Origin of the sequence: Hymenobacter sp. (genome assembly GCF_036387835.1) — a bacterium.
GTDB lineage: Bacteria > Bacteroidota > Bacteroidia > Cytophagales > Hymenobacteraceae > Hymenobacter.
Map to the genome: position 1 here is coordinate 17,283 of NZ_DASVSY010000018.1, position 14,637 is coordinate 31,919.

Annotated in this window: 8 protein-coding genes and 1 rRNA gene; 5 read left to right on the forward strand and 4 right to left on the reverse strand. The window is 52.5% G+C overall.

Going from position 1 to position 14,637, the window contains the following annotated elements:
• Positions 1-93: 93 nt before the first annotated feature.
• The 3 genes from VF639_RS03620 to VF639_RS03630 all read right to left on the reverse strand — a co-directional run bounded on the left by VF639_RS03620 (position 94) and on the right by VF639_RS03630 (position 6,224).
• Positions 94-1,617, reverse strand: a complete 1,524-nt coding sequence (locus VF639_RS03620) for a T9SS type A sorting domain-containing protein (RefSeq protein ID WP_331144518.1) — start codon at positions 1,615-1,617, stop codon at positions 94-96.
• Between the two features lie 121 nt (positions 1,618-1,738).
• Positions 1,739-5,068: a hypothetical protein gene (locus VF639_RS03625; protein ID WP_331144519.1), complete on the reverse strand. Its 3,330-nt coding sequence runs from the start codon at positions 5,066-5,068 to the stop codon at positions 1,739-1,741.
• A gap of 58 nt (positions 5,069-5,126) precedes the next feature.
• Entirely contained in the window at positions 5,127-6,224 is a 1,098-nt protein-coding gene (locus VF639_RS03630) for an NAD(P)/FAD-dependent oxidoreductase (RefSeq protein ID WP_331144520.1), read from the reverse strand.
• A 160-nt stretch (positions 6,225-6,384) separates the two neighbouring features.
• On the opposite strand from VF639_RS03630, the gene VF639_RS03635 reads away from it, so the two are divergent.
• From VF639_RS03635 to VF639_RS03655, 5 genes are all read left to right on the forward strand, one after another.
• Entirely contained in the window at positions 6,385-7,020 is a 636-nt protein-coding gene (locus VF639_RS03635) for an MBL fold metallo-hydrolase (RefSeq protein ID WP_331144521.1), read from the forward strand.
• Between the two features lie 5 nt (positions 7,021-7,025).
• Entirely contained in the window at positions 7,026-7,790 is a 765-nt protein-coding gene (locus VF639_RS03640; RefSeq protein WP_331144522.1) for a CDP-alcohol phosphatidyltransferase family protein, read from the forward strand.
• Between the two features lie 137 nt (positions 7,791-7,927).
• Positions 7,928-11,854 carry a type IX secretion system sortase PorU gene (gene porU / locus VF639_RS03645; protein ID WP_331144523.1) on the forward strand — a complete coding sequence of 1,309 codons (3,927 nt, stop codon included), beginning with the start codon at positions 7,928-7,930 and terminating at the stop codon, positions 11,852-11,854.
• 43 nt (positions 11,855-11,897) lie between these two features.
• Positions 11,898-13,112, forward strand: coding sequence for a type IX secretion system outer membrane channel protein PorV (porV, locus tag VF639_RS03650; RefSeq protein ID WP_331144524.1), 1,215 nt, complete (start codon positions 11,898-11,900; stop codon positions 13,110-13,112).
• Between the two features lie 9 nt (positions 13,113-13,121).
• Positions 13,122-14,408, forward strand: coding sequence for a M16 family metallopeptidase (locus tag VF639_RS03655; RefSeq protein WP_331144525.1), 1,287 nt, complete (start codon positions 13,122-13,124; stop codon positions 14,406-14,408).
• A 135-nt stretch (positions 14,409-14,543) separates the two neighbouring features.
• On the opposite strand, the gene rrf is transcribed toward VF639_RS03655, so the two are convergent.
• Positions 14,544-14,637, reverse strand: a 5S ribosomal RNA gene (gene rrf, locus VF639_RS03660); the annotation flags it as partial.

A 14,637-nucleotide genomic window follows, 5' to 3' on the forward strand; every position in this document is an offset into this window, starting at 1 on the left:
TGTCTAACTGATTAAGGAGCAGATTCTTTCGACGAAGTCAACTTATATCCCACTGCGCCCAACTCCCTTTTGCCTTCTCTTTTTAAAGTAAGCTCACTCCACTACCAGCTTCCCAACGCCTACTGTTTCTCCCTGGGTGAGTTGGTAGCTGTAGAGTCCGGACCTCAATGCCTCGGTGAGAAGCACTACTTCCCCATTGAGCGGACGTAGCACTTTCTCGAGCACAAGACGGCCAGTGGCATTATAGAGCTGCACCCGCACGGCCGCCGCACCGGGCACCCGGAAAGTGACACTGGCGTGAGCTGGATTAGGATAGGCCGCCGCAGTCAGGGGAAGCAGACGGGCGCGGGTACTCAACGGCGTACGAAAAGGCTGAAAGTCAACCATACCCAAAGTGGCCTGATCGGGCTGGTGAAAGATATGGGCTTCAATAACGCTGGCCGTTGTTGTACCCCAGTCATTGTTCTGAGCTTTCACGGCATCCGGCGTGTTGTTGTAGAAATCGTAAATCTGGCCGCCATTGGTATTGCCAGTCATCCGGTTTAAACCTACGTTGGTGGTATCGGTGCTGCTCAGGTTGCCAAAGCTAACAGCCGGGCCACCCGCCGTACCGGTGCGCACCAACGTGACGCCCCACAGGTTGCCGCGCAGCACGTTGCGTGATACCACGCCTGTTTGGGTTTGATTGCCCTGAAAGTTGAGGCCGCTGCCCCCGGTTTGCGCGTTGGGGTTGGTGTTATTGTTTTCCACCACATTGCCCGTCACGTAAGAGCTGATATTGGACCCAATAACCGCTATGCCGTAACGGTTGTTGCGGACCGTGTTGCGGCGAATGATTACGGTGGTTACGCCCCCACCGCCCAGCAGATTGGATATTCCAATACCGCCAGCCATATTGAAGGCCGTAGCCCCAATAACCTGGCAGCGTTCAATCCGAATGGGGAAGGCAGGGTTGCCCGTGCCTAGGTTTATTTGCGGGTAGTTGCCATTCTCGGTGTCGTTTTCCAGAAATACGCAGTCCTCTATAACCGGTGAAGTAGGCCGGTTGGAAGGGGAGTTGATACCAGCCCGGGCATTACGTATAAACCGACAGCGCTGTATCAGTGCCCGATTGCCCGATAAGCTCAATGCGCCGCTGTTGATGAGGCGCGTTCCAATCGTGGCCACGTTATAACGCAATACGCAGTCGGTTAGCTCCACGGCAGCGTCGAGTACGCGCACGCCGCCGCTGCGCTCCACCACCGTGCGACGCAGCACCGACCCTGCACTGGTAGCACTGAGCGACAAGCCCACCCACGGCGCTGTTGAGTTCTGCGCCGTAAACACCACCGAATCGGGCGGGGTGATGCGCAAAACGCCATCGACGCTTACCAGCGCGCGGTCGGCCACCCGAATAGTTTCGTTGGTAGTAATGCTGAGCGTATCTGTAGCCGCCAGCCGGATGGTGTCGTTAATAAGCCACGTGCCGCCCGATTGGGTTACGTAGCTACCCGCCGCCGCGGCCAGTTGTGTTAGCGTATAGCGCCGGCCCATACCTGGTGTGCTGTACTGTGCCCAGGCGCTGCTCGTTGACAGCAGCCATACGAAGGCGAAAAGGGGAAGTAGGTTTCTTCTCATGCGCAGCGAGTGAGGAGGACAAGGTAGAGGGAGAAGGTACCACAAACCCTATAAAAAAACCACCCAGGTTGCCTGAGTGGTTTTGTGCTGCTTTGCAAGAACGATTACAAGGGCCTGACTTCTAGAAGTCGTAGCCAAGCGTGAAGTAGAGTTTAGGACCTTTCTGCTCGTAATCTTCCTGGCCCCAGGCAATGTCGGCCTTGCCATAGAAGCCCAACAGCGTAGACCGGATACCGAAACCGTAACCAATTAGGAAAGGGTTGCGGAAGTTGGTTACCGTGGCTGAGAAGGGGCTGCCTGGAGGCACTACTGGTACGGTGTTGTACGAGTTGTTTTCGTTGAAGGGGTTGTTGCCCGAATACGCAGTGCCGGCATCCGTAAAGGCCGTGAGCTGCAAATTGCGGAAGAAGCCCGAGTAGATAGGATTACGCGAGAGGTACTGAATAATAGGCACCCGCAGCTCAGAGTTGAACAGCAAGTAGCGCGGACCGATTCGTTTGCTGTAGTCGAAGCCCCGTAGGTTGGTGGCAAACTGCTGGTAGAATATTTCGGCCGGGTCGGGGTTATTCGACAAAAACTGCCCGCCTTCGAAGTCGTTGTTGAGCCAGTTGTCCATACCGCCAAGGCGGAAAGTCTGTTTCGAGTGGCCAAGGTACTGGCCATAGCTGGCGCGGTTGGCCCAGATAATCTGCCGGTGTATCTTCTGGTAGTGGCGCAGGTCGATATAAATCTTACCAAAGTCCTTCACCGAATTCAGGGCGTTCAGCTGCAGATAGCCAATCTTCATCCGGGTTCCTTCCAGCATATTGACCCCGGTTGTCACCGAATTGTCAAACACCAATTCCCCGTTGTATCCTAAGTAGTTACGGTTAACATCCTGCTCTTCCGTAAGCACATCATATACGCTTCTCGACACATTAACGAAGCGCGGCCCTACTCGCACGCTCAGGCTGTTGGTAAGTGGATAAGCAATTGTGGGCGAAATCTCGTGGCGGCCATAGCGCACCCGCCCCGGTATGCCGGGGATGTTGTCGAAGAAAAAGGCCTGCTTGTCGTAGCGGATGCTCCAATCGTAGCGGTGCTCCAGATTGGTGTACTCGGCAAATATCTTGCTGGTGCGCAAATCAGTCAGTGCAAAAATGCCCGCCCGAATCCGGTGGTTCTCAAACAAGTCCGACATGTTGGCCTGTCCTATTAAGCCAAAGCCTAGCAGCGGGTCGACTGCCAACGACGAAACCACGTTATCGATGCTGAAACGCGTATCGTAGCGGTAAGGGCCCTGCGGCGCTAACTGGCTTGCATCGGGCACGGGCTGCGCCGCCGCCGCTGCTACTGCTGCTGCCGAAGTAGCAGCACGAGCCGACCGGCGCGAACTAGCCCGATCGGCAGGCAGGTCCTCATCGAACTGGTAGTCGCTGGTATTGATGGGCTTACTAGCGGTGCTGGCCGGGCTAGCCGCTGGTTGCTGCGCAGACTGTGCGGAGTCTTGAGCGAGAGCCCCATCATTGTTCGACGGCGCAGGCACAGCAGGTCCGGGAGCTGGCGCTGGAACCGGAGCCGCCGAAGCAGCAGGTTTCGACCGGTCTTCCAGCGTTTCTTGGCGGGCCGTTTTCGAGAGCGTCAGGTTTTGCGGCAGCTGATACGTCGGATACAAGTACACGAAGTCGCGGGCCCGGTTGGCCGCAATAAATCCGAAAGTCCCGGAAGTGGCGTTGTAGTCGAAGTCCTTCAGGTTGGACCGGAAGCTACTCACAGCCGTGCGCTGACGTGTGGTCAGCGAATAGCGGTAAAGACTGCGAATACCGCTTTCCTCACCGAGGTACACGATTTCGTCGTTGGAAATAGCCCGGGGCCGCCCCTCGTTGGATATGGTGCTTACTAATTGCTCGATGGGTTGGGCGCGACCATCGAGGTGGTACATAAACAAGTCGTAGTTGTTGACTACGGTGCCGAAAGTACCACGCGCCGTATTAGCCGAATCGAGCCAGCGGTTAGAGCTAAACACGATGCCACTGCCGTTGGGCAAGAAAACCGCCTGCACATCGTCGAATACGTCGTTGGTTAGCTTTTCAGGGCGGCGGCTCCCGGCCCGTAGCACGTACAGGTCGACCTGGCCGTTTTGCACACCGCTAAACACCAGCGACTTACCATCGGGAGAATAGCTTAGGTCCATTACCTGCTGAAACTGCTGGAAGATGGCCGAGCCTTTCTCCCCAATAAATGGAAGCGACTCCGCTATTCGTGACAGCAAACCCGAAGCGCCCCCATCTGCTGGCCGCAGACGCAAGCTCATCTCTCCTTTCGCCATTTCGGCTACCGCTACCTGGCTGTTACCACGCCAAGCAAGCACCGGCAGTCGGGTTTCCACCTGCTGGCCCGGTGTTTTGTAGCCGCTCCGGTGAATAGTGCGCCGTCCGGAACCGTTGCGGTTAACCACCAGCACCCGGTAGCGGCCCCGATCATTGCTTACGTAGGCCATCCGCTGCCCATTCGGGCTCAGCACCGGCTGCGAGTACAGAACGTTCTTGCGGTTGTTATTGGTAATAGCAAGCTTTTGATCTGCCTCGGTGTAAGGCGTCTGGGGCTGAGCATTGAGCTGACGATAGTAAGCCAGCCAGTCTTTCTGGAACACCTTGTAGGGTACGTTCAGCGAAGAGCTAATTCCCACTTCCACGTCGCGGGTGATGCGCGTCAGGTTTAGAATGTTCTGAATCGTGGTGTAGCCGTAGCGCTCGGCAATGTAGTTCCAGAGGCTCTGACCAGCCAACTGCGGATTGCGCAGGAAGAAAGGCGCCGCCCGATTGCCCTCGTATTCCTGGGTCATATCGCGCATGTAGTCGTCCATTTCCACGCTCCAGCCTTCCGCAGCATACGCGGAAGCGCCACTCACAAACCAGTCGGGCAGTTGCAGCAGGTACGTGCTTTGAATCACTTCCTTCAGCGAGCCGCCGTACATCATGTCGTTGAGTAGGACCCGCGTAATCTGGAAGCTCAAATCGCGCTTGAATTGCGTTTGCTGGCCGGTGAAGGCAATCTGCACCTTGCTCATGCGCAGCAGATCCGTTTCGCCCCCGGTCTGATATTTATCCGCGTCAAGGCCAATATTGCTTTGCCGCAGGTCGCCCACGGAGTTATAGAGCATAATGGTGGTCTTCGAATAGGGATAGTAACCCACCAGTGCCGTAATGCGCTGTAACTCTTTCTCGGCGTACTCGGCGGCGCGGCGGGCACTTACGTCGCCGCCCCCGTAGTAATACACGTTGAAATTCTGAGTGCTCAGCTGCTGCCAGTTGAAATCCTTGTATTGGATTCGAACCCGGCCAAACTCCTCCTGCGCCGACTGACCCCAAGCCGGACCACTGGCTAGCAGCGTGAGTAGCACGAGTGTGGCTCCCACCACCGGTTGGCGGCCCGAATTTCGGAACCACCGCGAAAAGAATAAATGCTTCATAGCCAATGACTGCGGTAAACAAAAGACGGTTCCGAGGGGGAACTAGGGCCGTCGTGCTTCAAGAAGAAATCTGAACGGCCCGAGCAGCCGCGTGATACAACGCTTGGTAGCGCTTAATATTGACCTCGGGCCACAATTCAGCGGCCGGATTTTCAAGATGGTCAGCTAGTAAGGCGGCTAGCCGCGGAGCTAGCATCACACCCTTCGAGCCGAAGCCATTAAATATACTCAACTCCGGCACTTCCGGATGCCGCCCTAACAACGGTTTTCGGTCGCGTACGGCAGGTCGCACACCTGCCCTTTGCGCTCGTACCGTAAAAGGCAGATCGGTTGTAGCCGCTAGCCGCCCGCTTAGCTCCGCAAGTGCTTCCGGCGTAGTGCCTTCGGCAAACGGGGGCCAGCGGTACGTGGCGCCTACCCGGAACCGCCCGTCACCGAGTGGCACCACATAAGCCCCTTTGTTGAGCACCTGTTCCTGCGAAAGACCCTGGCATTCAACGTCCAGCACCTCACCTTGGTTGGGGGTAAGGGGCAGCCATTGAAAGTACGGATTTTCAACTGCCGCGGCACCCTCACAGCAAACAAAATGCTGCGCGTGCACGCGGCCTGCATACGTGATACCGGCCGGGCCGATAACGAGTTGCTCCCAATTGAAAGTTTCATATTGCAGCCCACCGTTCGCCAACTGTTCGTGGGTAAGAACCGCCAACAAGTCACTTAGTTGCACATAACCCCCGCGCCGGATGCGCAGGCCCCCAAATTCGTCTCGCACGCCAACTGTATGAGGCAAAGCAGCACCGGCGTCTTCCACGAAATCCTGCCAGGGTTGGTCGGCACTGCGCGCTACCATCGTATTCTGCTCGGCCACCGACGAAAACAGCTTCCAGACAGGTAGTTCATAGAAAAACTTCTGCCCGAAGTGCTGCTCTAGTTCCCGATAAAATGCACTGGCTGCCGCCAGTAGCTCATCGGCTCGCCAGGCCAACGCAAACCGCTTGCCCGCTACCGGGTTCATTAGCCCCGCAGCTACCTTGGAAGCGGTATCGGGCCGGTTAGCATCTAGCACCAACACCGTGCGGCCCCGCCGACGCAGTTCCCAAGCCAGCGTTGCCCCCGCTATGCCATGGCCAAGAATCAGGTAGTCGTATTCGTTCATGCTTACGGCTGCTTCCAAATAAATTGAGCTCTGAATACGGATTGAGTAGCCTGTGTAAACTGCGACTAGCAAGCAATAACTAACAAGCTACAACCCGTCGCTACTGATAAGACTCGTAACTTACCACCCGGTTCCAATTTGCCCTGCTTTTTCTTTTTTCATGACTGTTTCCGGGTTCACCTTCAATGCCTTTTCCGAAAACACGTACTTGCTTCATGATGCTACTGGCCAGTGCGTTATCGTAGACCCTGGCTGCTACGACCGCGCCGAGCAGCAAGCGCTACGCAATTTTGTGGAGGCGCAAAACCTGAAAGTAGTGTTGCTACTGAACACGCACTGCCACATCGACCATGTTCTGGGCAATCAATTCATTCTCGATACCTACCAAGTTCCTTTTCTGATTCACGAAGCTGACCTCGCCACATTGCGCGCTGTGCCTGCTTATGCGTCTAGCTACGGTTTTCCAGCGTATTCACCGGCCGAGCCCACTGGCTTTTTGACGCCCGGTACGCCAGTGCAGTTCGGCGACATCACCCTGGAAGTGCGCTTCGCCCCCGGTCACGCACCCGGCCATGTGGTATTCTACCACGCCCCCACCGCCACCCTCATTGGGGGCGACGTGCTCTTCAAAAGCAGCATCGGACGCACCGACTTACCCGGCGGCGACTACGGTACGCTCATCAGCAGCATCGAAACCCAACTCCTAACTCTCCCCGACGACGTGACGGTATATCCCGGTCACGGGCCGGCCACCACTATTGGGGTTGAGCGCCGGACAAACCCGTTCCTGCGCTAGAATTTATGTCTATCAAAACCCATCTCCCTAACGTTCTCACGTGCTTGAATCTGCTTTGCGGCTGTTTTGCCCTGACGCTGATTCTTGATTTTGATTGGCGCAATCATTTGGACGCGTTGAGTTTACAGCCTTCTTACTTCACGTTTGCTTGGCAACAACTAGTGCACGCCTCTCTGCTAATTGGTATTGCCGCCGTAGCCGACTTCTTCGACGGACTAGTTGCACGGGCGCTGCATGTTTCCTCCCCTATTGGCAAAGATCTTGATTCACTGGCCGATATGGTTTCGTTTGGTGTGGTGCCAGGTGCTATCTTATTCAAGCTACTGCAACACGTTCTGGCTGACACCAACTTGCCAGAAGTCCTTGCTTATGGCGCTTTCCTGGTTAGTATCTTTTCGGCCCTGCGGCTTGCTAAGTTCAATAACGACACTCGCCAAACCACTTCCTTCATTGGCCTCCCCACGCCGGCCTGTACCTTGGTGGTAGCTTCCCTCCCACTCATCCTAGCGCACGATTCGTTCCACGTCAGCAGCTTCATCCTGAATCCTTGGGTGTTATTGGGCTTAACCGCACTATTATCGGGGCTTTTAGTGGCCGAGATTCCCTTGTTTGCTCTTAAATTCAAAAATCTAAGCTGGCAGGACAACGGAGTGCAATTTGTGTTTCTGCTGTTGACTGTTGCTCTACTTTTGGGTATGCAAGCCACGGCTATTCCGCTGATCGTCTTGCTTTATGTATTGCTTTCTATGTTGCGACCTTCGATGGGTTGATATTTCTGAGCTTCATTACAATATTTAAATAGCTAACGAGTTAAACTAAACAATCACTGGTGAACCCCTATTAGGTTGAGCTTGTTTAGTTCCCGCTGTCAGCTACCACATTCCAACTGCTTATCGAACACACTCTTATGCGCTACTTTACTTTTTTGGTAATTAGTTGCTGTCTGCTTCTAGGATTTTCAACTCAAGCCCAGGACGGTCGCCAGTCGGCTGCTATTCGTTTACGCTGGCAAGGCCATAACGAAGTTCCGGGTTCAGATTACCGGTTGCGTAAGGTGCCTTCTTTTATGGGGGCTCAGTACCGCCTGGGCTCGTTGTTCAGCTACTACATACTGAATGTACCGGGGCCGGTAGCTGAGGGAGAATTGCGCAATGCGGTTTACGAGCCCTTCTCCGCTGACGATGCTGCCGTATTCAAATTTGCTTCGCAGCCTATAATCTCCGCTCTTGCTGTGACCGAGGCCACCGAAAAAGGCCAGACTGTCAGCATCGTGACGGTGCCAGCAGTGCGCCGCAGTACGCAGAGTGGCCAGTATGAAAAGTTGATATCCGCCGAGTACAGCTATGTTGCTGGCCCCCCTACTTCCCGCCGCGTCCAGCAAATTACGCATGCCAGCACCTCTGTGCTGGCTACTGGGAACTGGTATAAAATTGGGGTTCCTAAAAGCGGTATTTTCAAGCTCGACTACGATCTACTGCGCACTCTCTTCGGCAACGATCTCCCCAACGTCGATCCTAATCGTCTACAAATCTTCGGCAATGCCACGGGCCTGCTACCCCAGCCCATTAGCACCCCCCGTCCCGACGACTTAGTGGAAAACGCCGTGTATTTCTCGGGCAATACAAATGCTACTTTAGAGAACACCGAATACTTTCTTTTTTACGCTCGTGGCCCCCATACCTGGGAGCGGGAACCCAACACCCAACGCTTCCGCCATATTCAGAACATTTACTCTGACACTGCTTACTATTTCGTTACAGTAGCAGCGCCTCCACGAACTGGCCGTCGGGTGGCGGCGGCCCCCGCCGTAGGAGCAGCCAACGCTCCTGCTATTTCGCAGTTCGCGGAGCGTGAGTTCTACGAAAAGGAACTGATTAACTTAGCCAAGTCAGGCCGGCAATGGCTTGGAGAGGGCCTGTTGAATGGCAACTCTCAAACCTTTTCTTTCAACCAAATCACCAATCTGGTAGCCGGATCTACCGTGCAAGTAACTGCCTCTCTGGCGGGAACTTCTCTGGACGCTCAATCATTCCGGCTTACGCTCAACGATAGTCCTCTTGGCACCCAGCCTATTTCCGGCGTCCCTAATAACAGTGAAATTCGGAAGTTCCCAGAGTTTGCTAATGCCAGCGTACAGACGTATTCTGCCTCCGCGCCCTCTTCTTCGGCACCGTTGCGTATTGGGCTCACCTACTCAGGGTCAGATGCTTCTAATACTGGATATCTTGATTATTTGGAGGTGAATGCGGTGAAGCCACTCCAGCTTAGTGGTACAACATTGGAATTTCGCTCGTTCGCCAACCTCCAAGCAGGCCGTATCAGTCAGTTCAATATTACTAATGGCGCAGGTTCCCTCGTTTGGGATGTCACCAATCCGCGCCGTGCTAAATCCTATACGGTTAGTGCAACAGGTTCCTTTGTAGCTCCTACCGACTCTCTGCGCGAATTTGTCGCTTTTACTCCCGCTGGCGCCTTCGACCGACCAACCAATTTTGGTAAGGTAAGCAACCAGAACTTGCACGCCAGCCTCAACTCCACCATCGACTTAGTCATCGTTACACATCCTCTCTTCAAGCAAGAAGCGGAACGACTAGCCGCCCATCGCCGCTCACACGATAACTTGAAGGTGGAGGTAGTAACTACCACGCAGGTTTACAACGAGTTCGGATCAGGCGGGCAAGATGTTAGTGCCATCCGCGACATGATGAAAATGGTGTATGACCGACGGAACGCGCCTAATAAGCAACTGTACTTACTGCTGTTTGGCGACGCTTCTTATACATATAAAGCCCCCGGTATAAGTGCTCAGAACTTTGTGCCTACCTATGAATCCCGGGAATCTTTCTCACGGATATATGGTCGCGACAAACAGTTTGGTCCCCAAACATTTTGCTCGGATGATTACTATGCCCTATTAGACGACGACGAAGGTGAATGGGCCGAAAACGGCGGGCTAACCGAATATATGGATATCAGCGTGGGACGATTACCTGTGCGTGTTCCAAGTGGCCAAACAAGTACCACACAAGCCAGCAAAGTGGTCCAAAAGCTTATTAACTATGATCTCAAGACAGTTGCAATGGGTAACTGGCGTAACCGCATTACTTTTGTTGCTGATGATGATGATGATGGCGCTTACATAGGATCCTCAGACATATTCACAGCCAATACTATCAGGCAAAAGCCTGCCTACAACATTCGCAAGGTATATTTAGATATGTATCAGCAGATTAACGGGGCGTCCGGACAAAGGTCGCCAGATGCTGAGCGTGCCGTAGATGAGTCGTTCGAGCAGGGCTCTCTCGTTATTACTTATAGTGGTCATGGTGGCCCTACTTCTCTAGCGGATGAAAGGATTTTGACTAGTGCCTCTGTCTTACGTCTTCTTAATAAGAACAAACTCGCATTTTTAGTCACAGGTACCTGTGACTTCAGTTATTATGACGATCCTTCTATAGTCTCTGCCGGTGAGCAAGCTCTTACTGACACCGAGGGAGGCGCGATAGGCCTATATACTACCTCCCGTGTAGTGTTTGGAGACTCACAACCAGGTACATTCCTCGATTCTGTACTCTCAACAGCAAATAGCTCCAATAAACATATCGGAGAAGCAATTCGCCACACAAAGAATACAGTTGCTGGCAACGTATTAAGCCGCAACTATGTCTTGCTAGGTGACCCTTGTACTCAACTGGCACGACCTAAATTGTCAATGACTCTAGATGCAGTAAACGGTCAACCATTAGGCACTACTTTTACTGATACCCTTAAAGCACTGTCAACAATACAGTTGTCCGGTTCAGTACGCAACAGTGATCTTACTTCAGCACCTGTCAACACCAATTTTTCGGGTACTGCGCAGGTTGTCGTTTATGAGAAGCCTAATACCACAACTCTCACTGTATTTGGCCTCCAAACTCCCCCCGAAGGAAAGTTAGTAACTGTTCAGATTCAGGAGAATATCATTTACTCTGGCCAAGCTACAGTAAAGGCTGGCCGCTTCTCGCTGCAATTCGTTGTTCCCCGCGACATCAACTACAACATCGGCTTCGGCAAGGTTAGCCTTTATGCCAAGGATACTGTCCGCTTTGTTGATGCTCATGGCTACCGGGCTGTACCGATAGGAGGAGCGGCTTTACTAGCTAACCGCGACACGATACCGCCCAGAATCACCCTGCACATGGACAACCAGGCCTTTGTCTATGGCGGACTCACTGCCACCACTACTACTTTGCTGGCCCGGCTTTTCGATGAAAGCGGCATTAACACCGCCGGTTCTGGCATCGGCCACGAAATCACGGCCACCCTCGACAACGACCCAACCCGCCTCACAGTCCTAAACGACTTTTATACCGCCAGTGTCGACAGTTTCCAAGCTGGTAATATACAGTACCAGTTCAAGGACCTTACTACTGGCCCTCACGTACTCCACGTCAAAGCCTGGGACACGTTCAATAACTCCTCTATTAAGGACGTCGAGTTTATTGCCGCTCAAACCGAAAAGCTAGCTCTTAGCCACGTTCTAAATTATCCTAACCCATTTGCTGGTCGCACCACCTTTCATTTCGATCATAACCGCCAAGGCGAAGAGTTAGAAGTACAAGTACAAATCTTCACCGTTGCAGGACGCTTGGTTCGCACCATTCAAACTACCATCCCAAGCAGCGGTTCGCATGTGCCGCAAAGCTTAAACGATAACACACTTTCGTGGAACGGCCGAGACGAATACAATGATCAGCTAGCCCGTGGCGTATATGTTTATCGTGTTAGTGTGCGTTCTAACCAGGATCAGTCCGCAACTTCGAAGTTTGAGAAACTGGTCATTTTAAATTAATTCATTAGGCTTCTTCGCTCCCTACCTCATCTTTCTTTGTTTTATGACCTTTTCGAAGCTGTCCGTGCGCTCTGCGCTTTTCTCCGGATTTTTAGGCTTGCCACTGCTCGGAGCTGCCCAATCCTCTCCTAACACTATCACTACGGCTGTTCCCATCCTCTCTGTAAGCCCCGACTCTCGTTCGGCTGCTCTCGGTGAGGCCGGAGTGGCTATTTCGCCCGATGCTAATTCTGCATATTATAATGCCGGTAAGCTAGGGTTTGCGCCCAACAAGTACAGCGTATCTACTTCCTATACCCCGTGGCTAGGCACTATTACCGACGACATGGGTTTAGCTTTCTTATCAGGCTATGCCAAAGTCAATGAGCGCTCCGCTATTTCAGCCTCGCTCATGTATTTCGATCTTGGTGAAATCGAGTTCCGTGATGCTCAGAATACTCCTACAGGCTTCGGTAACCCGAAAGAATACGCCTTTACTGTAGCCTACGGCCAAAAACTCTCCGAATACCTAGGTGTCGGTGTAGCTGCCCGCTATATCCGCTCCAACCTTACTCAGGTTGGCACTGATTCCAAGCCAGGCAACGCAGCAGCTGTCGACTTAGGCGTTTACTATAACAGAGACTTGTCAATTGGCCCTTCCGACTACAATCTCAGTCTTGGAGCTGCAATTACTAACGTTGGCAACAAGATCACTTATACCAATCCCCAACAAGCAGACTTTTTACCTACTACCCTCAAATTAGGTACTGCTATTACTCGTGAGTTAGATGCTTATAATAAACTCACATTCACTGTAGATTTCGCTAAGCTTTTGGTTCCTAGTCCTTATTACGAAGAAGGGCCTGAACCTACCACCAAAGCCGAGATAGATGCCAGAGACGCCCGGGTTAAGGCTGAAAATGATAAACGTCGGGCTAAGAGTCCTGTTGCTGGCGTGTTTGGCTCCTTTAGTGATGCTCCCGGCGGATTCCGCGAGGAGTTACGGGAAATCAATATTTCAACAGGAGTCGAGTATGTGTACAACGACCTCCTCATGGCTCGCGTAGGATACTTCTACGAAAACCCAGTGAAAGGCGACCGTAATTATCTCAGCTTTGGTTTGGGTGTTCGGTATCAGGTATTCGGAGTTGATGGGGCTTATTTAGTACCCAACTCCAAAAACAATCCTTTAGCACAGACCATTCGGGTTTCACTCCACTTCAACTTCAATAATTCAGATCAGGCGTTCGGCACCGGTACTGAAACGCCTACAAACTAATACCATCTGATGCTCGACCGACAAGTCGCTCCTCCCGTTCAGCCGCTGGCCAGTGTAACGCTGCCCGCGGCTGACGTGTTTTCGCTCCCTAATGGAGCTCGCCTGCACGTGCTTCGCAATGATGCGCAACCTGTGGTGCGCTTACAAGTAGTATTCAAGGCCGGTAAATGGTATGAACCAGTTTCTGGTTTGTCATTGCTCACCGCTCGAATGCTTCTTGAAGGCACTCGCACTCGTAGTGCTCGTCAGATTGCTGATGAGGTTGCCTTTTATGGTGCCTCCCTTGATTGTGAGCAAGGTTTCGACCGCGCTACCTTAACCCTTTACTGCCTCACACGCCATCTTAAGCAGCTTCTACCTTTGGTTCAAGATGTCTTAACAGAAGCCACCTTCCCATCAACTGAATTAGAGCTGCTCAAGACTAGAACTATTCAAAACGTTCGGGTTGAGCGTCAGAAGAACAGCTATCTAGCAGCTGAACTCTTTTCGCGCAACTTGTATGGACCTACTTATCCGTACGGAAACACCTTCGATGAATCGGCCTTCGCTACTATTACCCAAGCCGCCGTTCAAGAATATTACCAATCAGCCTATGATTTTTCTGAAGCCGAGATTTTTCTCTGTGGAGATGTAAGCCAAACTGATGAGCAAAGCATCAAAAACAGTTTAGGTCAAGCGAGTAGTTCACACTCTTCAGCTACCCCTCCATTCAATTTCAAGCTATCTGAGACGGCTTCTCACGAACATAAGGTTATTGCGGATAGCCTTCAAGCCTCATTGCGTATAGGCCGGCTGTGGCCTTCTCTTACTCATCCCGATACCCATAAGCTTCAAGTGCTTATTAAAGTATTAGGCGGGTATTTTGGCTCCCGCTTGATGAAGAATATCCGGGAAGACAAAGGCTTTACTTATGGCATCTACTCGACCATAGGTCCTCGTGAGCACGCTTGTTCACTCACAATTGGCACCGACGTAAACGGTGACAGTGCCTACGCTGCAGTAGGTGAGATTCATTATGAGCTTCGCCAACTACAAAACGAGCTAATTCCTCTAGATGAACTACAAACAGTCAAAAACTACGTCACCGGCAAATTCGCTAATGAACTAAGCACTGTGTTTGAACAGTGCGATAAGTATAAAGCTATAGTGTTCCTGAGCCTACCAGAAGATTACTACACCAACTTTATACAAGAAGTTAATAGCGTTAGCCCACAGCAACTTCTAGAACTCGCACAGCAGTACCTAACGCCTGAGTCTATGGTAGAAGTAATCGTAGGTCCTAAGGCACAAGCCTAAAAGTGGCAAGAGTGTTAAAAAAGGCTGGTTCTGAAGGGCTGGCCTTTTTTAACACTCTTGCCACTTTTACCAACAGCTATAAACTAAGCCGCCCCTCAACGGCAGAGAGCCGGAGGGGCGGTTCGTGTACAGTAAGGTTGGCGGCGACCGACTCTCCCACCGATGAAGGCAGTACCATAGGCGCTCCGGGGCTTAACGACTCTGTTCGGAATGGGAAGAGGTGAACACC